This is a genomic window from Moorena sp. SIO1G6 (assembly GCF_010672795.1).
In the GTDB taxonomy this organism is placed as follows: domain Bacteria; phylum Cyanobacteriota; class Cyanobacteriia; order Cyanobacteriales; family Coleofasciculaceae; genus Moorena; species Moorena producens.
In genome coordinates this window covers 1-25,683 of the sequence record NZ_JAAHFZ010000080.1, presented here as the reverse complement: position 1 = coordinate 25,683, position 25,683 = coordinate 1, and the positions used below count along the sequence as shown (strand labels likewise).

Genomic DNA, 25,683 nt, shown 5'->3' with positions numbered 1-25,683 from the left:
AGCTGATAGCTGATAGCTGATAGCTGATAGCTGATAGCTGATAGCTGATAGCTGATAGCTGATAGCTGATAGCTGATAGCTGATAGCTGATAGCTGATAGCTGATAGCTGATAGCTGATAGCTTACATAAATGTTATAATAACGGTAATTAAATAACAACTATTGCCTCAAGTTCTATTACCATAGAATTGTAATGACTACCGTTTTATTTTGGGACATCGACAGCACTTTATTAACCACAAAACGAGCCGGGATATTTGCCCTAGAAGAGGCGGCTAGTGAGGTAATTGGTGAAACGGTTTCACTGACAAATCTAGAAACTGCAGGAATGACAGACCCAATAATTGCTGCTAATATTCTAAAGCAGTACGGTTTGTCCCCAGAACCGAAATTGGTGGATCAACTGCTGGAAGGCTACGTTAACTACTTGCCTCAAAGTTTGCCCCGCCGAGAAGGATATGTCCTGGAGGGGGTAATTGAAATTCTAGATGCTTTGCATGATCGAACTGATGTGGTTTCGATGTTGCTCACAGGAAATATCGAAGCAGGAGCAAAGGCAAAATTAAGCTATTATGGCTTGGCTGATTACTTTAGTGGTGGTGGATTTTCCGATAAAACTGAAACTAGAGTTGATATTGCCGAACAAGCTTTAGCGATCGCATCCGAGAAGTATGGTGTGATCCCATCTCAAAAGACTTACGTCATTGGCGATACTCCCCATGACATTCACTGTGGCAAAGCCATTGGTGCTCGTGTGATTGCGGTTGCCTCTGGTCCCTATGACCAGGAGTCCCTAGAGGAACATCAGCCCTGGTGGGCTATACCATCTCTGCCATCATCAACAGTGTTTATGGAAAAGATTGGCTTGAAGAATTGAGAATGTAGAATTGAGAATGTAGAATTGAGAATTGAGAATTGAGAATTGAGAATTGAGAATTGAGAATTGAGAATTGAGAATCCTACATTTTACCTTCTAAGTTTTACCTCCTACATTCTCCCTCCTAAATCTTTAATTCACCATTCACCATTCTCCCTCCTAAATCTTTAATTCTTAATTCTTAATTCTACATTCTACATTCTTAATTCTACATTCTTAATTCTACATTCTTAATTCTACATTCTACATTCTTAATTCTACATTCTACATTCTTAATTCTACATTCTACATTCTTAATTCTACATTCTACATTCTACATTCTACATTCTACATTCTACATTCTACATTCTACATTCTACATTCTTAATTCTACATTCTTAATTCTACATTCTTAATTCTACAACTATCCCATCCCTGCTGATTGCAACGCCATCTCCATCAAAATCTGATGAGCCGATTCTTCTTTAACCCCTGGAGCTGGCTGTCGTTGGATATAGGTGCCATCAGGCTGTAAATCCCAAGCTTGACGGTTATCTGCTAACATAATTGCCAGGATTTCTTCCAAATCTTTGGTAATTTCTGGGTCTTCCACTGGTGTCACTGCTTCTACCCGTCGATCCAAATTACGACGCATCCAGTCCGCACTGCCAATATAGACTTCGTCTTGACCCTGATTTTGGAAGTAAAAAATCCGTGAGTGTTCTAAAAAACGACCCACGACACTCACCACACGGATATTTTCACTGACTCCTTTAAGACCAGGACGCAGACCACAAATTCCCCGCACAATCAAGTCAATTTTTACACCAGCTTGTGAGGCGTTGTAGAGGGCGGCAATAATCTTGGGGTCTAGTAGGGAATTCATTTTGGCAACAATACGACCTGTTGCCCCGTTGCGGCAATGTTCAATCTCCCGCTGAATCATTGCGATCATGCGATCGCGTAAACTAAATGGTGCGACCAACAACTTTCGATAAGACTTTTGCCGTGAGTAACCGGTCAAAGAATTAAACAAATCTGTCAAATCTGCCCCTAAGTCATCACGGCAACTCAATAGTCCTAAATCAGTATATAGTTTGGCAGTCTTAGAATTATAATTCCCCGTCCCAATGTGAACATACCGACGAATTTTATCTGCCTCCCGACGCACCACCAGCACAATTTTAGTGTGAGTTTTTAAACCCACCAAACCATAGATCACATGAACTCCAGCCTGTTCTAACTTCCTTGCCCAAACAATATTATTTTCTTCATCAAAACGAGCCTTTAGTTCTATGAGCACCGACACTTGCTGACCATTTTCTGCTGCTCTAATCAAGGCATCGATAATTGGTGAGTCACCAGATGTGCGATATAAGGTCATTTTGATGGCTAGAACATCTGGATCTTGAGCGGCCTGGGTAATAAAGCGCTCTACCGTTGCGCTAAAGGAATGATAAGGATGGTGTACCAGCAAATCCCTACTGCGAATCACGCTGAAGATATCTTCCACATTCTCTTCCCCGATAGGAAAGCGCAGGCGTCGGGGCACCACTGGTTCCCACACAGGGTTTTTCAATTCTGGCCGTGGCAATGCCATCAACGACATCAAGTCACCCAGTGCCAACAGACCGTCGAATTCATAGACATCGGTTTCTTCCAGTTCCAGCTCTCGCATCAGGGTTTTCCTGACTAACTTGGAGGTGGTCACAGGAATTTCCATGCGCACGGCAGAACGTCCAAACCGTCGTTTCCGTAGTTCCTCTTCAATCGCTATCAGCAGGTCATCTGCCTCGTACTCCTCTACTGTCAAATCAGCATTGCGGGTAATGCGGAAGGGATGACACTCCTGAATCTTCATCCCTGGAAACAGAGACTCCAAATTATGGGCAATGATTTGTTCGAGAGGAACACCAGTCCAACTAGTCGTTTTTCCATTCTGTTGTTGCTGCAATTTTTCCGGGAGGGGAACAAAGCGCTTTAAGACTCTAGGAACTTTCACCCGAGCAAACAATTCTGCTCCCGTTTCCGGGTCTTTGACCACTACCGCCAGATTCAGGCTGAGATTGGACATGTAAGGAAAAGGATGGCTGGGGTCTACAGCCAGGGGAGTCAGAACTGGAAAAATTTGCTCGGAATAGTAGTTTTCCAGGTAATTCCGCTGTTTCTGGTTCAAGTCCACGTAGTCCAGAATGTAAATCCCTGCTTTGGCTAGCAGGGGTCGCAGTTCCTGCTCACAGTGTTGATGCTGTTGAGTTACCATCGGTAACAGCCGCACTCTGATCGCATCGAGTTGTTCACTAGGTGTCCGACCATCGGGTGTCCGTTTACTAACTTGTGCTAGCACCTGTTGTTTTAAACCAGCCACCCGCACCATAAAGAATTCATCCAGGTTAGAGCTAAAGATGGCCATGAACTTCAGACGCTCTAACAGAGGCGTTCGGGGGTCCGTTGCTTCATGTAATACTCGGTTATTGAACTCCAACCAGCTCAGTTCTCGATTGAAGTAATAGTCAGTGTCACTCAGATTAAGCTCAATAGTGAGCTGTTGAGATTCAGACGTATTCTTTTTAACTTCAAATATTGTCTGTTTAAATTCAGAATTATTCTTTTTAACTTCAAATATTGTCTTTTGAGATTCAGATGTATTATTTTTGAATTCAAATGTCGTCTGTTCAGATTCAGACTTATTCTTTTTAGCTTTACCCATGATCCTCAGAGTTAACCCACCTGATCAGGCTGTTTTGTCCCAGCGATAGAATAGTCATCCAGATTCTATCGTTAAACGAACCTCAAGGATTGAACACTTCGTCTTCTCTACCTACCCACCATTGACCTAAATTCATCAAATCCTGGTGAATATCTTCTAGTTCTCTGATATAAGCTTCCGATGATAGGGTGGCGCGGCGCTCCTGAAGTTTCTTCAGACGCAGTTGCACCAGTAACCAGGGTTTGGAGATGCCGTCAGTAGCTTCTATATATTGCGCTAACTCTTTACTATTCATGAATTTAAGTTTAAGTTTGTCTAATTTTATAATTAAGGTAACACAAAATATTAATAAATGTAAATTTATTTTTATTTCGGATTGTTATTTGGTATAATTAAATGCTTTTACAACTCAGTGAAGTCAGTGCGTCCGCAAAACCCTCGCGCTAAATTAATTAGTTGCGGTTTAAATTAGTGCGATGTTCCTTTGGAGCCGCTACGCTAACGCTAAACTCGATGAGATCCCCTCATCTCCCGACTCCCGATTCCCGATTCCCGATTCCCCACTCCCCACTCCCTATCTTCAAATCCACTATCGATTTAGGACACAAATTGCTATAACTTACTATGGGTAGGGGGGGGATGGAATAGATTGGGCTAACTAAGTTAGTTAACTAACTTGGTCTAGTCGGTTGTCAAAAACCCTGATTAGCCATTGGCTATCCTGGGCTATTCCTCTCTTACCGATATTTACCACGTGCTCTGACCACAAGCGAACTCTAAAAAATATGTTGAAAAAAGTTATTGCCCAGCTCAAAGACTGGTTCCCTGCTCCAGAAGTCCATGCCCACTGCGATGGACCTTGCGGGGTGTATGACCCAGCTGCTGCACGTATCACCGCTGAGGCAGTACTCTCCATGACCAAGAAGATCCTTGATCTTGAGCCACCTGCGAGTAATGATCCAACGGCAGTAGTTGCTTACCAAAATACCCTATCCCGGTTCATTGCTATTAAGGAAGAGCAGGCTCAGAAGACCAAAGAGGAAATACTGATCCTGTGGACAGACTATTTCAAGCCAGTACACTTGGAGCAGTTCCCAGACCTACACGATACCTTCTGGAAAGCCGCAAAGTTATGCTCTGCCTGCAAGGTGGAAGTTAGCCTTGAGCACGCCAATGAGCTACTTGAGGCAGTAGAGACTATCCACAAGATTTTCTGGGCAACCAAGAATCGCGATATCGTCTGGTATAAGGCTAGCTAAACCTCAGAATGGTGAATTAAGAATGTAGAATGCAGAATGCAGAATGCAGAATGTGGGATGTAGAAGGCAGAGTGTAGAAGGCAGAGTGTAGAAGGCAGAGTAGTGTAGAAGGCAGAGTGTAGAATTCTTAATTCTTAATTCTTAATTCTACATTCTTAATTCTACATTCTTAATTCTACATTCTTAATTCTACATTCTTAATTCTACATTCTTAATTCTACATTCTTAATTCTTAATTCTTAATTCTACATTCTTAATTCTACATTCTTAATTCTACATTCTTAATTCTACATTCTTAATTCTACATTCTTAATTCAAATGCTTTCTATCAAAAACAGTATTCCTGAGCTACTACTTTGGATATTGCGAAAACGGTTACGTTTCAGAGTTACAGGAGTATCCATGACTCCCCTGTTCAAACCAGGAGAGGAAATCTTAATTGATCCAAGAGCTTATCAGCACATTCCGCCCAAGATTGGTGACATTGTTGTGGCTAGACACCCTTACCAAAACCACTTGCGATTAGTGAAACGGGTAACTTTGGTGCTCGAAGATGGACGTTGTTTCCTTAAAGGAGACAACCGATTAGAAAGTACCGATAGCCGCTCGTTTGGTTTAGTGGATTCTCAACAAATTATTGGTAAAGTAACCAGTCGTTTTTTTTAATCGTTTTCTGTAACATCTTAAAGTTATCCCTTGGAATGCCTTTTTGGTTTTACCCACGCTACTCGCCCAAGAATTAATAAGCCAATCGCTGAAGGAGAACCGACGAACAGATGAAGCGCCTGCTCTCCGGTAATAATCAGAGCCATACCAAAACCAACGGCAATCAGATTTGCGAATAATGGGAATAGAAAAACTCGCCAGTCCCTCATAACTACGTACCAGTTATATACAAAAATGATCGAAGGAACTAATTGCACCAACTGCATTAATCCTTTGCCCTCTTGCACACCATAAAGTAGGGGTACAGCAACCATGCTGGCAACCAATATCACATCCAGAAAGCGGGATTTTTTCAGTCCCAGGGCAATCAAGCACATGCCAGCAGTAATGAAGGTATAGAATAACCGATTGAGATCAGAAATTTGGCTCACATAAACCCAGTCATCCCCGATGTGTTCAGCGATTTCGTAGGAGTTAGCGATCGCAAAACAAGCGTAGCCACAGTAGATCAGTGGTAGCGATCGCACCTTGACTACAGAAGTATAGAATTGACTCCGATAAGAAAATATCCAGATGCTAACCGCAGCAACCAGATAAACCAATAGATGGGCGGCAATTATTGCCAATTTCAACAGCGTGGGCATTGATTAGAATAATGTGATATTGTCTCTAGGAGCATAACTATCATAGTAATAATTCAGCTATCAGCAGTCAGCTATCAGCAGTCAGCAGTCAGCTAATTCGCTAGGCCCACGCTACTGAAGGTGTTTATGGAAGTAAAGTCCCAGCGCTGGTGGGGTGAATAATCCGGTAGTAAAGTTCTAAAACTTCACGCTATTGTGAGATAACCCATTAAGCTAATCGGCGATAAAGTTCTGAATTTTTATCCAAAACGTATGCTGTAGCATCATGAAAAGACAGTTCTGACTGAGTTAAATATTGCTCAACACTCATCAACACTAACTCTTCTATCGAAACATTCAGGTTAGCTGCAATGTCTTGGAGTTGTTGCAAACGCTCATCCGGTATCGTAATCTGGATAGAACTCATAGCTATTAAAGCTTAATCGGGTATCACAATTATACCATTTATGAACGGGTAGGTAACATTGTCTTCCACACAGCTACCGTACACCCGGTCACCCTTTTTGCAGTTTTCGTACTTAATTTCCTGACTTCACAAATTGCAGTTCATAGAGATAAGCATACCTTCCACCTTGAGCAATTAATTCCGTATGGGTTCCAGTTTCCACAATCTCACCTTTTTCCAGAACTACAATTAAATCAACATCAGCAATAGTAGACAATCGATGAGCAATCACTAAGCTAGTGCGTCCTTTAAAAAGCTGTTTAATAGACTCTTGAATCAGTTGTTCTGATTCAGAATCTAGAGCAGAGGTGGCTTCATCTAAAATAACAATTTGGGGATTTTTGAGCAAAACTCGGGCGATCGCAATCCGTTGTCGCTGTCCTCCTGATAGTTTCACACCCTGCTCACCAATAATGGATTGATAACCATCAGGGAAACCGATAATAAAATCATGGGCATTGGCAGCTTTTGCTGCTGCTTCAATTTCCTGATCTGTGGCATCTAGCTTACCGTAAGCTATGTTTTCTTTTACTGTGCCGTAGAGCAGTAAGGTTTCTTGGGGCACGATGCCAATATGCGATCGCAAGGAACTTAAACTAATATCTTGTAGATCATGTCCATCAAGTAATACTCGTCCCTTTTGGGGATCGTAAAACCGAGCGGCTATTTTAGCAATGGTACTTTTTCCTGCACCAGAAGAACCGACTAAAGCCACTGACATGCCCGGTTGAATGTCTAAATTGAAGTTTCTGATCACTGACTGATTGTTGTGATAAGCAAACTCCATCCCTTCAAATTTGAGATTGCCCTGTATCGAAGTCAAGTTAATCGCATTTTCCTTCTCTTTAACCTCTATTTTGGTATCTAAAATCTGAAAAATTCTTTTGGCTGATACTCCTGATCTTTGGATAATATTGACTAATCCATTAAACCGATTAATAGGTTTATTTAAAAGAGTGACATAGGTTAACAGGGCTGCTAATTCCCCAATAGTCAGATGGCTAACCATCACTCCCCAAGCACCGAAAACTAATGTCAGTAAATTTCCGAGTTCATTAAGAGTATTAATAATCGGTACGAATATAGACCAAAACCGAGTTGCCTTAAGATTTTCTTCCCGATAGTTACGACTAAATTCAGTAAATCGGTTAATTTCATACTGCTCGTTACCAAAAGACTTAATAATTTTGATATTCGAGATAGTATCTTGTAAGTGATTACTAATTAAGTCAGCTTGATCGTTAACCGATTGATAGATTTTTTGTAGTCTTTTCTGAGAAAATTGTAAAATATAAATGATTAAAGGCCAGGTAAGGGCAATCATGATTGCCAGCAGCCAGTTACTGACAAGGATATAAATGAAAACGACAATAAACGCAAAACTATCGATTAATATAGCAATTAAATTAGCAGACAGTAATTCCCCGACTATCTCCACATCCCTTGCCAACCGTGACATTAATTCGCCGGTGCGTTGGCCTTCAAAAAAACTAATGGATAGACCTTGAATATGTTGATATAAATCTAGGCGAATGCTCTCAATGGTTTTTTGTCCGAATACTTTGACTGCATAGAGTTGAAAAAAGAGCAAACCACCAGCTGCTAAGGTCATAGATAGGATAATTACTCCTACCCAAGGCAGCATATTAAATTGTTTTTCGGGAATAACTACATCTATAACATAGCGATTAACCTGGGGAATAAAGAAGTTGATAAATGAAGCACAGATAGTTAATGCGATCGCGAATAAAAATGGTGCTTTATGCTGCCAACCATAGTCAAATAGACGCCGGTATAAATGCGTCTCTAGTTCTTCCGGTACTTTCTCTATTTCATTATCTGTATTCTTATCTGTATCTTTATCTTGAACATTATCAAGCTTTTCTTCTGATTTTTCTAGATTATTATCTAATTCTTCTTGTAACTTTTCTGCTTCATCATTAGTAACTTGAGGGATTTGATCAGCTTTCATTATGACCCATGGGTGAGGAGAATTTCAGCAATAGCTTGAGAAATGGGAAAATGGGGTGAAAACGTCTCCAACCAGAAAAATTCCCCAACCGGGTTAACTTCTAGGAATACATACCGACCATCAGGGGTAAGAATAATATCAATGGCTCCATAGTTTAAACCAAAATAAGCCATCAGTTGGAGCAACTTTTTCTCAATATCTTCGGGTAAATCATAGGCTTGCCAAGACTTAACTAACGCTCGGCCTTCCTTGCGCCAGTCGAAAGTAGAGCCTTCTAAGCTCTGGGAATCCACCGCAGCAGTAAATATACGGTGTCCCACGATCGTGGTTCGTAATTCTAGAGCCTTGGGCACTTTTTCCTGAAAGGTCATCGGACAGAAACGCAGTCCTTCGAGATGCTCTAAATCCTCCGCTGTGACTGGGTTTGTGAAAACAACCTGTTCTTGCCCTTGCTCCCCATAGATAGCAAAGGAAGATAGCATTTTGGTAATGATACCCTGGTCTTGACATTCAGAAGCAAATTGCTTCACTGCCTCTGGATTGTTGGTACTCAGGGTACGGGGCGTAATCAAGCCCACCTCTCGTGCCACTTGGAGCTGTAGTTGCTTATTGTTAGCGACATCAACATTAGACATTTTGTCGAAGTGGAATGCCTTGATGCTGGCAATCATACCCCTAACCGTGACGCGACATTCCTTAATTGCAGCGTTTAGATACTGCTTATCCATGGTGTCGGGAATTTTTTTCCCATAGCGCATCCGTCGATACCAAACCGAAGAGACTTCACTCAAATCTAGCTTCTGTTCCCCATCCGTAATAGTTACTCCCTGAGAATTGCCCTCGTAAATATCTAGCTGCACTTCGGTAGGATATCTATCGGTATCAAAACGAAATGCTTTTCCTCCTTGAGCTTCAATCGCTTTGATAACTAGAGGAATACTCTCGTTGTCTTGGCTAAATGTAATGATTAATACTGTCATGTCTAGGGATGTGTTCGATGTTCGGTGTTAATGCTTTTTAAGGCAAAAGGCAAAAGGCAAAAGTTGCGTAGGGTGCGTTAGGGGCGGAAAGCCTCTGATTTTTTGCCTCGTAGCCAGGGTTGGGATAGTGCGCCCCGTAACGCACCACCGGGTCTATAGCCTCTGATTTTTTGCCTCGTAGCCAGGGTTGGGATAGTGTGCCTGGGAATTGTAACGGGCAAGATGCCCGTTCCACCCACCGGGTCTATAGCTTCTAGGAAATCAGAGCTTCTGCGATCGCATTAGAAATGGGGAGTTCCAAATCTCGTTCTAACATTCCCCATTCCCCTCCGGGATTAACTTCTAAAAACACATAGTCTCCCGATGGTGTCACGATAAAATCCAAGGCTCCATAAAGTAAGCCAAAGTAATCCATCAAAGCTCTTATTCGATCTACAATTTCATCAGGCAGCTCATAGTGTTGCCATGCCCCTACTTCAGCATTAGGTTGACGCCAATCAACTGTTGATTTTTCATAAATAGACGAATCTAACGCTCCTACAAATACCTTGCCCTGAACAAATATCACTCGCAGTTCCAACTGCTTAGGAATTTGCTCTTGAAACACCATCGGACAATAGCGCAGGGATTCTGCATCCAGCAAATCCTCTTCTTTAACAATACTGGTATAAAGGAAAAAAGGAGTATATTCCATACTGTAGGACAAAGCTGTTAACAGCTTTGTTACCATTTTCCCCTTCACTTGTTGGAAAAACTCCCTTACAGCTTCTGGATCATTGGTGATTAAAGTCTTAGGAATCACAAGACCCACCTCAGAGGCTACCCGCAATTGCCGCTGCTTATTGTTGGCAGCTCCGGCTTTTGCTAAATCATCAATCCATCGCACTCCTCTGAGACTATCCCAAAGTCCTGATAATGTTGCTAATGATTCCCGGATACAACTTTCTTGGAACTGGGGATCAAGATTTTCACCTAGGTTAGGTTGCCATATACGGCGCATCCAAACTGCTTTTACGTCCTCGCTACTGATCACTTCAGCGCCATATTTCAGCCTATAGCTGCTCTGGGATTGATCAAACTGTGCCCTGAGTTGCACCTCTAAGGGAAACTTATCTGTGTCGAAGCGAAATGGTCGCGCCCCTTTTTTTGACAAGGCTTCTGCTACTCTATCTATTGTGAAAAAGTCACCACTGTGGGTAAGTAATAAAATTAAGTCACCGGACGAAGACATAAAACTTTTTCTTTTCCATTGGGAAAGCGCAATCGTTATATTTTTAGACTTTTAATCAAATTCAGTGGTCGTATTTTTTTTATAAACACGACCACTGTCTATAGATTCTTGAGTCCTTTATTAAAGGTTACAATTCTTCAAAAGAACCTCTTAATCTTCCTTATTAACCTTCTTCCCAATCAGAAGGATACTTCTGGGTTTCAACTTCTTCATAATCAGAAGGATACTTCAGGGTTTGCTGACCATGAGTATCTTGAGATTGGTCAGGAGCGGCTTGTTGCTCTTCTAGGAATTGAGCGAAGAATGGTTTGACTTGAGTATTGGATTCTTGATTTTGCATATCGAATCATCCTTTACGGTTAACAGTTTAGTGGCTGTCAATTTATTCAATTAACACATCCACCATAATTAGATTACCAGACTTTTTTTTTGATCAGCACTTATTGTATACAATTCTTTACTTTTTTTTTGGCATACAGAGTTCTGTCGTCACCACTTCATATAGAACACTATTTGTCAATACCTTATTTATTGATTTTTTATAAAACTTGAATCTCTTGCTGTGATTGGCATTAGAGAGCCTCCGCTTCTTCAATGCATACATAACATTATTTGTCAAGATATTTTTAATTACTAGTTACCAAAGAAAGTTTTAAGCTTTTGCTGTGATTGACTAGGGAGTTTTTTCTAACGGAAGAAGATCTAATTTAAATGCAAAACCGCTTAATAATTATAATTAAGTATAGGCAAGGGAGTAGGGGTACATCTCATTAAAGCTGTTTGACCAGGTGGCTGGAATGGCCATTTTGGTGGAACGGGCATCTTGGTGGCACGGGCATCTTGGTGAAACGGGCATCTTGCCCGTTTCCTGCCGCAACCTTCAACCTGACAACCTTCAACCTGACAACCTACCCTACTCGAACGCCAAAGGCGAACAACATTTTTGAATTAAGAATGTAGAATGTAGAATGTAGAATTTAGAATGTAGAATTTAGAAAAGGACTTACGCATTTGGTCCCCACGGGGGCAAATGCGTAAGTCCTAAAATCAATAGGAGTAGGGTGGGCATCCTGCCCGCCGGAAAAGATTAGGAAGAAGCAAGATGCCTATTCTACAAGACTCTTCAATTCATTCCATTATTAAGTAATGCCAAAATAGGAACAGGCAAGATGCCTAAAAAGATTAGAAGCAAGATGCCTATTCTACAAGACTCTTCAATTCATTCCATTATTAATTAACGCCAGCTCACTAGCACCAACTAAATGAAAAACTCTGTTTTATCGAGTTCCACTCTCGAACTAGGTGGGTTTCACTTGGCCTTAACTTACGCCCCTTTAACTCAGGGTGACTAGCATAGAATACCGCATCGATTAATGCTGTAATTGTCTCCCGGTAATCCTTCAAGTCATAATCATAGGTTACATCATCAGCATAACAGCTAGGTATTTCCCTCCAGACAATCCTGTCTTTCAAAACTTTTTTAATAGCTAACCACTCTTTTTTGTACTGTGTTTGATGAGACTTGATATTCTTGTCTGACATTTCTGGATTAGCCTGCCAAAAATAAAAGTTAGTAAACCGGTCTAGTACAGACTCGGGAACACACGCAAGTGCTTGACTATGGAAAACAACGGAGGCGGAAATAATCGATAAGCCTAGAGATTTAAATTTGAGCATTGTCCGAAATCGTTACACTTATTTCTTTAGTCTTCTTTCTCTATAGGGGGTCTTCAGTATCTTTTGTGCATTAGTTCCAGTGCGATGCTCCTTTGGAGCCGCTACGCGAACGCATTTGTAATCACTCAAAAAAACTGTTGCACTGACACACTACTTGTGATCCGGCCTAGGTGTGAAACAGATTTAATCCTGACTTAAAATAGTTTTAACCAACTCAATAGCAGCCTCTGGACTTGTTGCCACAAACACATTCTCCTGGGACAGACTACAGAAAAACTCTTGACTCTCTGGATGGTCACTCAACAAAACAACCTTTTTCCAACTTTTGAGAGCCAGAGCAATTTCCGAGGCTGTTCCTATTCCCATTCCACAGGCAATCACCACATCACTGGAGAGTACATTAATCGTATTGCGAGCATTGCCCATATCCGTAACGATGGCAATATCGACAGCATCAGACATGGCCCTAGTGTCGTTGCTGGGTAAAATCCCGATAGTTAACCCACCAACCATTTTGGCTCCCCGACTGGCAGCATCCATCACTCCCACATTTCTGCCACCGGTTAGCAGTACCCAGCCATTATCAGCAATGAGTTGACCGAGACGATAAGCACGATTAATGTCAGTAGCAGTGGCCTTGTCACCGGGCCCCATTACCCCAACCACTATTTTTCTCATCGGTTATTTAAGTCTCAGAGACTGTTAATAAAGTAACTCTTTTGACAGCTATAGTATGAAGCTTCTGTAAAAGTTGTGTAAAAATTCGGTAAAGGTGTGCCTAATTGTGAATTGAATCACACCAATAATTGCGACTTATCTGCTAATAATTTCGTTTGCAAATAATGTCGTTAACAAAACCGCGTGAGCAATAACTGATTAACCCATTTTTTAAAAATTATTAGATATAATTCCTAGCGATATCTAATAATTAGATATTGACTACTGTTCCCTACTCCCTACTCCCTACTCCCAGAACAGCTGTTCTCTGTTGCCTTTGGAAATGTTCCATCGACTCAAACGATACTTTCTGACTAGTTCGGCATCCCCCAAACATGGCCTGCTGCCCTCAATGGCAGAAGATACCTTGCTCACTCCCCATCGACTCCATTATCACCATTGGCATGGGAATAATGGTCATCTCCCCCCTGTTGCGTTAGTTAACTGGTTATCGACATCAGAAGCATCTAGAGAACAACACAAGAATCATCACACTAATCAGCCTACGCAACTAGAAACTATTCCCTTAGCAGGAGAACAGAAAACAGCAGAATCATGTATAAATCATGGGGATTACCTGTGGGCAAAAGGTCAACTAAATCAAGCAGTGACCCAGTATCACCAGGCAATTGCACTAGACCCTAAATCGAGTTTGGGTTACCAACGTCTAGGAGCAACGTTGAAGCAACAAGGTCAATTAGATCAAGCCACTGCTTACTATCGCAAAGCAATTAAATTGGCTGGACTAGAAACCATCGAGTTAGATCCGTCACAATCAAGAAAATCATCTATAGGTCAATGTGTTCCTAGCTCTAGTGAGCGCCACTGTAAACAATATCAGTCAGGAGGTCTTTTGGAAGCAGTTACGGTTTATCTACAACAGGCGCAGACTTACTTGAAGCAAAGACAATGGCAACAGGCGATCGCAGCCTGTGAGCGAGCCATTAAAATTGCCCCAGATACAGCCCAGGTTTACAAGATTTGGGGAAATGCGCTACAGTTCATGGGTCAGACTACTGAAGCTATGGGTTACTATGGCCAAGCTTTGGAAATTGAGCCGGATTTTGCCGAAGTTTATGCTAATCTCGGTAGCTTGTATGCCGGTCAGCAGGATTGGCAACATGCGATCGCATATTATCAAAAGGCGATTGAGCTAAAACCCGATTTGGCTGGAGCTTATCGCAACTTAGCTAAAGTATGGACTGAGGTGGGAAACCAAAAGGAAGTCCTTAAATGCTGTTATCATCAGCTGATGCTAGAGTTGGATAAAGCTAAACCAGAGGACTACCTTAATCTAGGACATCAGTTATTTAAGGAAGGTCTGGTAACAGAAGCGATCGCTTGTTACCGCCAGGTAATTGAGCGGAATCCCCAGTCGGTGGTAGCTTACCAAAACCTGGCAGAAGCCTTGAATCGCCAGGGGAAATGGCAAGAGGCAAATGTTTACTATCGTAAATTACTCCAATTCTATCGGACCGGTTCTCAGTTACCAGCTTCTGAGTTAACAGCTTCTGAGTTACCAGCTTCTGAGTTACCAGCTTCTGAGTTACCAGCTTCTGAGTTACCAGCTTCTGAGTTACCAGCTTCTCAGATAAATGGTCAGATAAATGGTCACACCCACAATCAAGCTAACTCCTCTGATGCCCTGAAACAGGCTATTGTTCCTGAATTGGTAGACAACCAGAAGCAGCAGCAGGTGTCAATCAATCCCCCATTACGTTACAGAGGAGGGGCGATAAAAGCATCAACTGTTGCCATCGTGCCTAGCCCATCTCAAATCATGGTTAATCCCACCAATCCAACCGTAAAGCCTATCCCTACTGCTCCAGAGCAATTAAAGCCAGAGCCATTAGACCGAGAGCCATTAGACCGAGAGCCATTAGACCGAGAGCCATTAGACAGAATCCGCGATCGCACACCACGACTTTCTCAAGGCAATCATTTCCTGCAACTTCCTAACTCTAGAGCGTCTCAGTCTAATCTAGACCAAGACCAAGAGCTTGAGTCGTTTATCAAAGCAGCTCAACAAAATCCAGATTCAGCTAAAGTCCAGGCAAATTTAGGCAGTGCTTATGCTCAGCGGCAACAGTGGCAAGATGCGATCGCATGTTATCAAAAAGCGATCGCAATTAATCCCAGCTTTGCTGGAGCGTACCGTAACTTAGCAAAAGTTCTAACTCAAACCAATCAACCAGAAGCAGCAGCAGATTATTGGTATCAAGCCCTGACATTGGAACCGAATACGGTATCGGCTGAAGAACACTTGAATTTGGGTAATACCTTAACCGCCCAAGGGAAATTAACCCAAGGGATAGCTTGTTATCGTCAGGCAATTCAATTGAAACCTAATTTGTCTGAAGCTTACCATCGACTAGGGGATTTGCTAAAAAAACAAGGACAAGGACAAGAGCAAGAGCTGCTAACCCTTTATCAGCAGGCAGTTCAAAACAATCCCCAAGATGCTAAAGCTTACTTCTATTTAGGAAACCTGTTCACAGAGGAAGAAGCATGGGAGCAAGCTGACCCTTGTTATCTCAAAGCCACTCAACTGCAACCGAATCTTGCACAAGCCCATCATAATTTAGCAGATACCTTAGTTAAGCAGCAACGGTGGGAAGAAGCAGTAACAGCTTACCGTCGAGCCATTGAGATACAGCCAGAGTTTTCCTGGTCTTATAACAACATGGGCGATGCCTTGCTTAAGTTAGAACGGTGGCAAGAAGCAGCCGATGTGTTCCGAAAAGCCATTGAACTCAAGCCAGATTTCCCCTGGTCTTATCAAAATTTAGGTGATGCTCTACAAGCCTTGGAGCAGTGGGATGAAGCAATTATTGCCTATGGCCATGGGATTGACCTGAAATCCGATTGGCCTTGGTCTTACTATAACTTGGGACAAGCATTAGCAAAAACCGGACAGTGGCTTGATGCGATCGCAGCCTATCGTAAAGCTATCGAACTTGACCCGAATTTTGCTAAAGCCTACAGTCATCTCGGTGAAGCCTTAGCCAGAATTGGCGAGTGGGATGAAGCCATTATCTCTTACGAACAAGCCATTGATATTGACCCCAGTCTTCATGTTTCCGTATACCAGAATTTAGGGGAAGCCTTAGAACGAAAAGGATATAGTAATTCAGAATATAGTAATTCAGAGCTTAATAATTTAGAACTTAGGACAAAAGACGATAGCTCTAGGTTGCTCTTTGAACCAATCAATTCAGAGCTTAGGACAAAAGACGATAGCTCTGAGTGGCCTCACGTTTTCCTTCAACCCTTTCATCCCCCCCAAACTCTCCCCGATGGCAGCCCCTGGCCAAAGATATCGATTGTTACCCCTTCGATGAATCAAGGTGAGTTTATCGAAGAAACTATTCTATCAGTGATTCATCAGCACTATCCCAATGTCGAACATATCCTAATTGATGGGGGCTCTACTGATGAAACCATCACCATTGTTAATCAATACCGAGACCACCTTACCTATGTGGTTAGTGAACCGGATAGTGGCCAAAGTGAAGCCTTGAACAAAGGATTTGCGATCGCATCTGGGGAAATCTTGACTTGGCTTAATAGTGATGACCGATTAGCCCCAGGAGCCTTATATAGGGTAGCGCTAGCATTTTATACCAGTGGTGCTGATGTGGTAGCCGGTGTCTGTCAACTGTTTAAGGATGGCATAGCCCTAGAACAACACTTGACATCCTGTGCTAATGGACTGATGTCCCTTGAAGAAATCTTAGATGTAGAAAGGAATTGGCTAACAGGGAAATTCTTTTATCAGCCAGAAGTTATGTTTACCCGCACCATTTGGGAAAAGTGTGGGGCATCAGTAGATGAAGCCCTCTTCTACAGTATGGATTACGAGTTGTGGGCGCGATTTGCGGCTATTGGAGCCACCTTGCAGGTAATTGGTTATCCCGTAGCTCAATACCGTATCCATGACAACCAAAAGACTAGCACTAAAGATAAGTATGAGCCGGAATTACTATCAGTATCAGAGGCACTACGGACTAAATTCAACTGTCCTAAGTCTGAGGCAACACAAGAGCCTGGGCAACGCCACAGCCTGCGCATTGTGTGCTTCAACGATACCGGATTTCTAGGAGGAGCTGGCATTGCTCACCAACGCATTGCCAAATCCTTAGCCTTAGCAGGGCATCAAGTAATTCCCGTTGCTGGCACATTAGACTGGTCATTAACTCCCGTAGACTGCACAGGGTCAGAGGTTTATCAATTAATTGCTAGTGTCAATCCGGATTTAGTCGTAGTGGGCAATATCCATAATATGACCAATCCCTTGGAGATTTTGGAAATACTTACCAGTAATTTCCCCACCATCTTTGTGATGCACGACCAGTGGTTACTTACTGGACGCTGTGCTTATGTAGGGGATTGTGAGAATTATACCACCCTATGTGATCACGAATGTCCCACTAGCCATGAATACCCGAGCTTAGCATCAGAGAAAATAGCCGATGCTTTTCGTAAAAAACACCGGCTTTTAGGGAGCTATAAAACTTTGTTAGTGCTAGGGGATAGTCACTGGACGACTAATTGGGCTCGTTATGCCTTTGACTATCACCACCCTCGAAGGAATTTCCAAGAATGCGAAAGCAAATTTCAGAGCATTTACTATGGCATCGATTTAGATATCTTTCGGCCCTTAGACCAGGCAGAATGTCGGAGCCAGCTAAATTTACCTCACGATAAATTTATTATACTCACTGGTAGTCAATCTGTAAAGGATCAGCGCAAAGGATTTAAGTATCTACTCAAAGCCCTAGACATTGCCAATCTCGATGATATCCTACTGGTTAGTTTTGGTCATGGCTCTGCGATCGCAGAAAACCTTGATATTTGGAGTACAGGATATATCGAGAACCCCTCTATTCTAGCATGTTACTACAGCGCTGCGGATGTATTTATTGGGCCATCCCTTCAAGAAGCATTTGGTCAAACCTTTATAGAAGCCGCAGCCTGTGGCACACCAGCCATTGGCTATGGAGTAGGTGGTGTCAAAGAAGCCATCTTGAATCGAGTCTCAGGACGAGTAGTGACCCAAAAAACCCCAGAAGCCTTAGCTAAGGTAATCAAAGAATTATACTATGACCCCCACAAATTAGACCTGTTGGGGAAAACCGCAGCTATTTATATAGCCAACCACTTCTCCTTACAGTCGAGCTATCACAGTTTTATGGTGGCCTTAGACCAAAGCGGTTGGGTCGATCAGCTCCAAATTCCGAGGGCAAGTAAATTTTTAGTAGACTCTCCCAAACTTACTCAACCCCTAGCCATTAAAAGCGGCATTCCCAAAAACAACAGTAGTATTATCTCTGGGGTTGGTATTCAAGGTTATACCCGTCAGGGTTTTGGAGCATTAGAACCACCCTTGCCAGAAATTGGTCTTTTTCGTCCCAGCCAGTGGTTACTTTGGCCAGAGGGAGAGTTTGCCATCATTGCCGATAATCCCAGGAAAGGTCAGCTAGTCATTGCCTGCCGTAACGTCTCCCAGGGTCAGTTCCTTGAAGTTTGGCAACAGGGTAAGTTAGGATTGCGGGTGGCAGTGCATCACTCTGGGATCGATCAAGTTAATGTATTTACCCTACCGATTTCGTTACTTGAAGGCTTCAATTTATTTTCCCTGAAGACCGAGACCTATCATGTTGATCAGTCCAATCGTCATTTAGGGGTACTGATTGAGAGAATTACCTTTACAGAGCAACTCGATTGGGAACCGTTGCGGGAACACAATGAATTATCTATCCTTATGGATGACCATCTCAATGGGATCGGTTGGTTATCACCTGAAACATTAAATGGCACACCAGTTCGCTGGATGGAGAAAGTAGGTAGTGTGATTATTGACGGTATTAATACTATCAAGCCGCTTCAAGTGCGAGTTTCAGGAATGATGGCGATTGAGAAACGGTTTATTAGGGATATGGTAGTTAAGATAAATGGCAACGCTATTGATGGAGAGGTTCAGGAACAATCCGATAAATCTTGGGTGTTTGAAGGAATTATTCCCTCTGGCCGCCTAACCTTAAACGCTCCATTTGTGCTATCGATTGAATCACCAGGGGTGGGTCAGTTATCATCCATTGATTCGAGATTAGCTAGCCTATTAGTGAAATCAGTTACGATTGGAGCAGCTGAAGGTTAATGGTAAGCATTCAGCCGTCAGCCGTGAGCTTTTAGCTCACGCTGCGCGAACAGCCGTCAGCCATTCCCGTAGCGTGGCCAAGGCTAACGCTACCGGAATGGCTTATATTATTCAAAAGCACAATTAGTGTGCGCTATGGGCATAACCCGTAGCCTAGCCACAAGTTTTTGGCTGATAGCTGATAGCTGATAGCTGAATGCTTACGGTTAATGGGATATTCTTCAGTACCTAGTATAATAAGTTAAATCTTGACATAGGGAGTAGGGAGTAGGGAGTAGGGAGAAGAGTTTAAAGAGGTTTAATGGAAAAAATTATATATACACGAGACAATCAGAAAGTTTCTCTTGAGGTACCTCCCCCTGGTGATATTCCTAGTTTCTTCGTGTTCGCGCTCCACAAATCAGGGAGTGTGATGCAGGACAAAATTATTGAAGATATCGGTTTTACCTTAACTATACCACTGATTAGTGTTGCCAAGACTTCCTTTAATCAAGGGGTAGAAGAAAGTGCCTTTGGTAAGGAGATATGTGACCTTTTTGTCAAAACTGGATATGGCTTTTACGGCTCTCGATATCTCCCTGCCTATCTTAATCATTTCGATTTGAGTGGTTTCAAAAAAATCTTACTAATCCGGGATCCTAGGGATATTGTAGTATCCCATTATTTTTCCATGAAGAACAGTCATGTTATTCCCCCAGGTAAGGTAGGTGATGCCCTTTGGAAAAATCGCCAGCGACTACAAGATATGGATATAGACCAGTATGCGATTCAACAAGCACCTATATTTCGCAACATAATTCAAAAGTACAGCAAGATTGAAGATCAGTTATTCAAACTTTTTAGGTATGAAGATATCGTTTTCAATAAGCGTCAGTGGGTTGCGGATATTATCACGTTTTTAGAATTAGAGCTTGAGGATAGCAAAATAGAAGAAATAGCTAAGAAGCACGATATTTTTCCAACTAAAGAAAATCCCGCCTTACACATCCGTAAAGTCACCCCAGGAGATTATAAGGAAAAGTTAAAGCCCGCTACTATTGATAAGCTTAATGAATGTTTTAAAGCTATTTTTATCAAGTATGGATATGAGAATTAAGAATGTAGAATTAAGAATGTAGAATGTAGAATGCAGAATGTAGAATCTAGAATTTAGAATTTAGAATTTAGAATTTAGAATTTAGAATTTAGAAAGCATAATTCCCGATTCCCGATTCCCGATTCCCGATTCCCGTTCCCCTCCTGGGAGGGGTTAGGGGTGGGTTCCGATTCCCGATTCCCGATTCCCTACTCCCTACTCAAAACGATAAGCTCTAGCTTTTAATTTTTGCATCCATCCCTTGACTGCTGGTTGCTTAAAGATACTATCAATCACCTCTTTCATATCTTCAGCAACTGGACTAGACTGTTCCGGAATAGTATTACTTTGCCCAAAATAGCTACAAGTTGCTTCTGGCAACCAGAGGGCTCGGCTTCCTCTCAAAAATACTAAATTTAATACTATTTCTACCATCGCAGCCTCTTGATTTAATTCCGTATTGAAGCCCCCTACTAGGTCTAAACGACTGCGACGAAACATAATATTACTTTGACGCAACGGTTGCCACAGTTTCTCTAACTTCCAGATGTGTAAGTCTTCTAAATCTGGTAAGTCTTGCCATGGCGTGACCTCGGTGATCTTGTCTCCCTCAACCAGTTGCCACCCACTCAATAGTAAATCCAGGGTAGAGGATTCCCGATCAAATGCTGCTACTTGTTTCTCTAGGGCATCTGGTAGTAAAACACTGTCACTATCGAGAAAGGTTACAAATTCTCCTTGGGCCATCTCAAGACCGCGATCGCACAACGCCCCCCATTTGCGATTGGCCGTTGGCCACGCTACGCGAACGCATCCCCCATCCCATCCCGCTAGATAACCCTCTTTAATAACAATTCCCCCCTTATTAAGGTTCCTACTTCCTGTTCCCCCCTTATTAAGGTTCCTACTTCCTGTTCCCCCCTTATTAAGGGGGGTTAGGGGGGATCCCTGCCTGCTCCCTGTTCCCTGTTCCCTGTTCCCTGTTCCCTGCTCCCTACTCCCTACTCCCTGATTAACCGCTCTATCCACCACAATAATTTCATAGTCGGAATAGTTTTGAGCCACCACACTCTCCAATGCTCGGTTAACTAACGCGCTAGTACTATTAACAACAGGACTTACGCGGTTAAGTTGATTTCGCCCCCCTAGCCCCCCAATTCTGGGGGGAATGATCTCAAAGTCCCCCAAATTTGGGAGATCCAAATTTGGGGGATTTAGGGGGCAAATGCGTAAGTCCTGGACAATAATAATCACACTAACTCGTGGTGAATCCTGATCATGCCAGGGTTTTAGCTGCCAGGTGCTGTCAGCAATCGTTCCTTGTGCTTGCACATTGCCAATGGTTTTATTCTGTTGCGCTTCTTTGCCCATATGGGCCTCATTTTTGCCCCCCATCAGATGAGCGTAGGTATGATTTTGATGCACTGCCATCACCACTTCGCTGGCATCGACTATGGGGTAGCCCCTCATAGCAGCAGTAGTTACCATCCAGGTATCCCAATATCCCCGTCCTACCGCAAACTTAGGGATACTACGAAATAAATATTTAGGAAAGATAAAGTAATCCTTGGCATCATGAGCACCTAAACAACCGGTCTGATAGACCTGTTGACTCAGGGTGTCTTCCCAGGTGGGAGACTGAAATTCTATGGGATTGGACAAGTCAAGATTCCAGCGTCGTCCAATGATTAAAAATGTGTTTAGCTGTTGGCAGACCTGTTCAATGGCTTGGGTAAAATCCTTCAGTAAAATAATATCAGCATTGATGTAAGTGATGATATCGTAAGTTGCTTGCTCCTGGACTTGGGCAAACACACTATCCAGTAGAGGAGTACCATAGCTATTGCACTCGATATCAGGAACATGATTAACTCCTAACTCTTCAGCAATGGAGGCTGTACCAATTTCATCACCAAATAAAATGATTTCTGGCTTAGGTTTGAGCAAAGTCCAGCTGGTAATGGCGTTGTGCTGGATGATACCAATCATACCTATAAAAGGCTTAGGCACCGTGAAAATGCTGATGCCTAGGGTTGGTTGAATCTCTGGCTTGATATACAACAGTTGGGCCATTGTGCTGATTGCTAATCGTTGATATTGATGGTATTGTTATAGAGTTTGTAGATGAGTTGTAAACACACTTCTTGCCGAAAAAGCCATGGATCCAAGAGCCAAAAGGCAAGAGGGTAAAGAGAACCTCAGTTTTATTGTCCAAGAAAAAAAGACCTTAAAGGTTTACATCTCCAATACAAACGCTATTTTAGATAAGAAAATCGAATTGATTAGCTATAATCTTATAGCTATAATATTATAGCTATAAGATAGTCTTGGTGGAATCATTAAGATACCACAATCAATTCGATTAAAAACTGCTAGCTCGAATACAAGTTTTTAACAATCGTTAAATAACAGTATTAAGAAACAGTATTAGAATGCGCTCCCAAATAGAACTAGCTATGGTTGAAACTTCTGTAAGTATTGCAAATCAATTGAGACAGCAAGGACAACAGAGTGAAGCAATTGCAGCATACCAGGAAGCAATTGAGTTACAGCCAGATAATCCAGGAATTTATCACCTTTTGGGACAATCTCAGGCTCAGCAGGGGGATTTAGAAGGTGCAATCGCAAGCTACCAAAAATCAATTGCCCTCAATCCCCAACAGTCGTTTTGGGTCTACAAACATCTCGGGGATGCTCTGAGGGCCCAAGGAAAACTGGATCAGGCGATGGTGGCTTACCAGGACGGGATGCAGTTCGAGCCAGACCATCCGGATTTCTATCACAATTTAGGACAAGCTCAAGCACTACAGGGAAATTTAGAAGACGCGATCGCATCCTACCAAAATGCGATCGCACTCAATCCTAGCCATCCGTTTTGGATCTACAAAAATCTCGGGGATGCTCTGAGGCAAACCAATCGAGTTGATGAAGCAGTTTGCGCTTACCAGGAAGCAAGTCAGTGTGACCCAGAAAATGGGAAAGTAGTATATCCTAACTTGGCACAATGTCAGCAGCAACAGGGAAATTTAGACGATGCCATCGCCTCTTACCAAAATGCGATCGCACTAAATCAAGACCAGCCAGCTTGGGTTTACCAAAATCTCGGGGATAGTCTGAGCTTGCAAACTCGATGGTATGAGGCCATTACCGCTTACCGTAGCGCTATAGCCATTAACCCCAGCATAAATCGGGTTAAAGAGAGCTTAGCGGATGCTCTGCGAGAAACCAAACAATTGGAGCAAGCGATCGCAGCCTATCGCGATGGTATTGAAACCAATCCCGACCGCTTTGAGTCTCACCATTGGCTAGGGGATTTATATCGAGAAAACAAGAATTGGGAGCAAGCCGCAGCAGCTTACCAATCCGCCATAGCACTCAATTCCTACAATGCTTGGACTCACCATAATTTAGGCTTAGCCTTAGCCCAACAAGGGAAGCTAGAAGAAGCCGTAGCTGCTTATCAAGAAGCCATAGCCCTATCCCCTAACCAGTTCTTTGAGTTTTACCACAAATTAGGGGAGGCTCTCACCCAACTCCAGCATTGGCAGGAAGCAGTTACCGCTTATGGTCGTGCCATTGACCTCAGCCCAGAAAATCCTGAGTTATACTACCCCTTGCGCAAAGCATTGGAAGAATTGGGACAGTGGCAAGAACCAGATTATGAACCCCCATCACAAGACCCTTGGCTAGCCGCTCACCAATGGGCAGATAGTTTGCGAGAACAGGGAAAAATAGCGGAAGCGATCGCAGCCTATCGCTATGCTCTCGATATCAATCCCAACTGTTGTGAATCTTACCATTGGTTAGGGGATTTACTCTTAACACAACAGAATTGGCATGAAGCAGCAACAGCTTACCAGCGAGCCATAGAACTCAATCCTTATAATCCCTGGTCTCACCATAATTTAGGGCTAGCCTTAACCGAACACGGCAAATTAGACGAAGCAGTAGCTGCCTTAAACCAAGCCATAGCCCTATGCCCCAACCAGTACTTTGAATTTTACCAAAACTTAGGAAATGCCCTCAGCAAACTCCAGCGTTGGGATGAATCCCTTACCGCCTATGGCAGTGCTATTGAATTAAATCCAGGCCATCCTCAGTTACACAGTAGTTTAGGAAGTGTCTTGGTTCAATTGGGAAAGTCCGATCAAGCAGTAGCGTCCTACCGTCGCTCTATACAGTTAAAGCCAGATCACCCCGAGATACACGAAAAATTAGGAAATGTGCTTCGAGAAAGAGTCCAGGTAGATTTAGATCAAGCAATCAGCTGTTATCGTCGAGCCATTAGGACTAATCCAGATAATCTCGATAATTATCACAAAGCATTAGGGATACAATCCAACGATCCTGAACTGTATCTACAGTTAGGCAATACATTAGTCAAACAAAATCAGTTAGACCAAGCCATCATTTTCTACCAAATCGCCCTCCAGATCCAACCCGAAAATTATGAAGTAAAGGCTCAGTTGACCAGGGTTTTGGAAAAACAAGGCAAGCTAGGGAGTAGGGAGTAGGGAGTAGGGAGTAGGGAGTAGGGAGTAGGGAGTAGGGAGTAGGGAATAGGGAGTAGGGAATAGGGGTAGGTTTTTTACATTTGGGTAAAACATCGGACTTAACCTCAGGAGAGGAAAAGGAAAACAACTTAGGTGCGCTTGACCTATTAAGAATTAAATTCGCCACGGGTCGCACCTGAAGAAGCGATGCAGTCGGCCAAAGGGGGTTTCCCCCGGAGACGAAACCTTAGACAGGGGAGCCTTTATGGTTGGTAGGCTATGCAGATGCATGATTAAAACTTATTGATTAAGGCTCCCCTGTCTTACGGTAACTATCGCCAAAGGCGACGCTTCGCGAACAAACCACTCGCTATTGGATCAAGACAATGATGATTTTTAAGGACAAATTAAGTATATTTTCTTATCCCCCACACCCGGTCACCCTACACCCGGTCACCCCACACCTCACGTCTTTGTTAAAAACCTACCCTTATGAGGTGGGGAGGGTGGGGAGCTAGATATTTCGTAGGGTGGGTTAGGCGCGGCCAGGATTTTGAAGGATTATCAATCAGTTTTTATCCGCGCCGTAACCCACCGTCTTCAAATTGATAACTGACTACTGACTAGTGTAATTATAGCGTTTCTGATACTTATAAGGTACAGTCAATTTTGTTACCCCGACTCCCGACTCCCGACTCCCGACTCCCGACTCCCGACTCCCGACTCCCGACTCCCGACTCCCGACTCCCGACTCCCGACTACCTACTCCCTACTCCCGACTCCCGACTCCCGAATCCC

The 25,683-nt window shown here is 42.9% G+C and carries 20 protein-coding genes; 9 read left to right on the top strand and 11 right to left on the bottom strand.

What is annotated here, in order from left to right; genetic code table 11:
• Window positions 1-193: 193 nt before the first annotated feature.
• Entirely contained in the window at window positions 194-877 is a 684-nt protein-coding gene (locus F6K63_RS33665; RefSeq protein ID WP_287251832.1) for an HAD hydrolase-like protein, read from the top strand.
• Window positions 878-1,280: 403 nt separating this feature from the next.
• Here the strand turns inward: F6K63_RS33665 and F6K63_RS33660 are convergent, their stop codons facing one another.
• Together F6K63_RS33660 and F6K63_RS33655 are read right to left on the bottom strand one after the other, a co-directional pair.
• Entirely contained in the window at window positions 1,281-3,566 is a 2,286-nt protein-coding gene (locus F6K63_RS33660) for an RNA degradosome polyphosphate kinase (protein ID WP_287264804.1), read from the bottom strand.
• Between the two features lie 82 nt (window positions 3,567-3,648).
• Entirely contained in the window at window positions 3,649-3,861 is a 213-nt protein-coding gene (locus F6K63_RS33655) for a hypothetical protein (RefSeq protein WP_008181887.1), read from the bottom strand.
• A gap of 181 nt (window positions 3,862-4,042) precedes the next feature.
• Here F6K63_RS33655 and F6K63_RS33650 point away from each other — a divergent pair, with 181 nt between their 5' ends.
• The 3 genes from F6K63_RS33650 (at window position 4,043) to sodX (ending at window position 5,491) form a co-directional block, all read left to right on the top strand.
• The gene (locus tag F6K63_RS33650) at window positions 4,043-4,198 is read left to right on the top strand and encodes a hypothetical protein (RefSeq protein WP_154659736.1); all 156 of its coding nucleotides are present in this window, start codon (window positions 4,043-4,045) and stop codon (window positions 4,196-4,198) included.
• Window positions 4,199-4,351: 153 nt separating this feature from the next.
• Window positions 4,352-4,825: a superoxide dismutase, Ni gene (sodN, locus tag F6K63_RS33645; protein WP_008181886.1), complete on the top strand. Its 474-nt coding sequence runs from the start codon at window positions 4,352-4,354 to the stop codon at window positions 4,823-4,825.
• A 318-nt stretch (window positions 4,826-5,143) separates the two neighbouring features.
• Window positions 5,144-5,491 carry a nickel-type superoxide dismutase maturation protease gene (sodX, locus tag F6K63_RS33640; protein WP_287251840.1) on the top strand — a complete coding sequence of 116 codons (348 nt, stop codon included), beginning with the start codon at window positions 5,144-5,146 and terminating at the stop codon, window positions 5,489-5,491.
• Between the two features lie 23 nt (window positions 5,492-5,514).
• On the opposite strand, the gene F6K63_RS33635 is transcribed toward sodX, so the two are convergent.
• From F6K63_RS33635 to F6K63_RS33610, 6 genes are all read right to left on the bottom strand, one after another.
• On the bottom strand, window positions 5,515-6,135 hold the full coding sequence (locus tag F6K63_RS33635; protein ID WP_287264802.1) for a hypothetical protein: 621 nt from the start codon (window positions 6,133-6,135) through the stop codon (window positions 5,515-5,517).
• A gap of 208 nt (window positions 6,136-6,343) precedes the next feature.
• A complete protein-coding gene (locus tag F6K63_RS33630) occupies window positions 6,344-6,541 on the bottom strand; it encodes a hypothetical protein (RefSeq protein WP_008181880.1) in 198 nt (65 codons plus the stop codon).
• Between the two features lie 112 nt (window positions 6,542-6,653).
• Window positions 6,654-8,552, bottom strand: coding sequence for an ABC transporter ATP-binding protein (locus F6K63_RS33625; protein ID WP_287264800.1), 1,899 nt, complete (start codon window positions 8,550-8,552; stop codon window positions 6,654-6,656).
• The gene (locus F6K63_RS33620; protein WP_008181878.1) at window positions 8,552-9,532 is read right to left on the bottom strand and encodes an MvdD family ATP-grasp ribosomal peptide maturase; all 981 of its coding nucleotides are present in this window, start codon (window positions 9,530-9,532) and stop codon (window positions 8,552-8,554) included. Before F6K63_RS33620 ends, F6K63_RS33625 begins: the two co-directional genes overlap by 1 nt.
• 253 nt (window positions 9,533-9,785) lie before the next feature.
• Complete coding sequence (locus F6K63_RS33615) at window positions 9,786-10,763, bottom strand: MvdC family ATP-grasp ribosomal peptide maturase (protein WP_287251850.1); 978 nt, start codon at window positions 10,761-10,763, stop codon at window positions 9,786-9,788.
• Window positions 10,764-10,926: 163 nt separating this feature from the next.
• The gene (locus tag F6K63_RS33610; RefSeq protein ID WP_008181876.1) at window positions 10,927-11,103 is read right to left on the bottom strand and encodes a microviridin/marinostatin family tricyclic proteinase inhibitor; all 177 of its coding nucleotides are present in this window, start codon (window positions 11,101-11,103) and stop codon (window positions 10,927-10,929) included.
• A gap of 457 nt (window positions 11,104-11,560) precedes the next feature.
• On the opposite strand from F6K63_RS33610, the gene F6K63_RS33605 reads away from it, so the two are divergent.
• A complete protein-coding gene (locus F6K63_RS33605; protein ID WP_154659735.1) occupies window positions 11,561-11,710 on the top strand; it encodes a hypothetical protein in 150 nt (49 codons plus the stop codon).
• 301 nt (window positions 11,711-12,011) lie between these two features.
• Here the strand turns inward: F6K63_RS33605 and F6K63_RS33600 are convergent, their stop codons facing one another.
• Both F6K63_RS33600 and F6K63_RS33595 read right to left on the bottom strand, forming a co-directional pair.
• A complete protein-coding gene (locus F6K63_RS33600; RefSeq protein ID WP_008181875.1) occupies window positions 12,012-12,440 on the bottom strand; it encodes a hypothetical protein in 429 nt (142 codons plus the stop codon).
• Between the two features lie 183 nt (window positions 12,441-12,623).
• On the bottom strand, window positions 12,624-13,118 hold the full coding sequence (locus tag F6K63_RS33595) for a TIGR00725 family protein (protein ID WP_008181873.1): 495 nt from the start codon (window positions 13,116-13,118) through the stop codon (window positions 12,624-12,626).
• A 310-nt stretch (window positions 13,119-13,428) separates the two neighbouring features.
• Between F6K63_RS33595 and F6K63_RS33590 the strand changes: the two genes are divergently transcribed.
• The 3 genes from F6K63_RS33590 to F6K63_RS33580 all read left to right on the top strand — a co-directional run bounded on the left by F6K63_RS33590 (window position 13,429) and on the right by F6K63_RS33580 (window position 20,413).
• Window positions 13,429-19,317, top strand: coding sequence for a tetratricopeptide repeat protein (locus F6K63_RS33590; RefSeq protein WP_287314556.1), 5,889 nt, complete (start codon window positions 13,429-13,431; stop codon window positions 19,315-19,317).
• Window positions 19,298-19,444 (top strand): hypothetical protein, encoded by a 147-nt coding sequence (locus F6K63_RS33585; RefSeq protein WP_154659734.1) that lies wholly within the window; start codon window positions 19,298-19,300, stop codon window positions 19,442-19,444. Before F6K63_RS33590 ends, F6K63_RS33585 begins: the two co-directional genes overlap by 20 nt.
• A gap of 174 nt (window positions 19,445-19,618) precedes the next feature.
• The gene (locus F6K63_RS33580) at window positions 19,619-20,413 is read left to right on the top strand and encodes a sulfotransferase domain-containing protein (protein WP_008181871.1); all 795 of its coding nucleotides are present in this window, start codon (window positions 19,619-19,621) and stop codon (window positions 20,411-20,413) included.
• Window positions 20,414-20,608: 195 nt separating this feature from the next.
• Here the strand turns inward: F6K63_RS33580 and F6K63_RS33575 are convergent, their stop codons facing one another.
• Window positions 20,609-22,465: a glycosyltransferase family 2 protein gene (locus F6K63_RS33575; protein WP_008181870.1), complete on the bottom strand. Its 1,857-nt coding sequence runs from the start codon at window positions 22,463-22,465 to the stop codon at window positions 20,609-20,611.
• Between the two features lie 383 nt (window positions 22,466-22,848).
• On the opposite strand from F6K63_RS33575, the gene F6K63_RS33570 reads away from it, so the two are divergent.
• Entirely contained in the window at window positions 22,849-24,906 is a 2,058-nt protein-coding gene (locus F6K63_RS33570; RefSeq protein ID WP_161603145.1) for a tetratricopeptide repeat protein, read from the top strand.
• The last annotated feature ends 777 nt before the right edge of the window (window positions 24,907-25,683 follow it).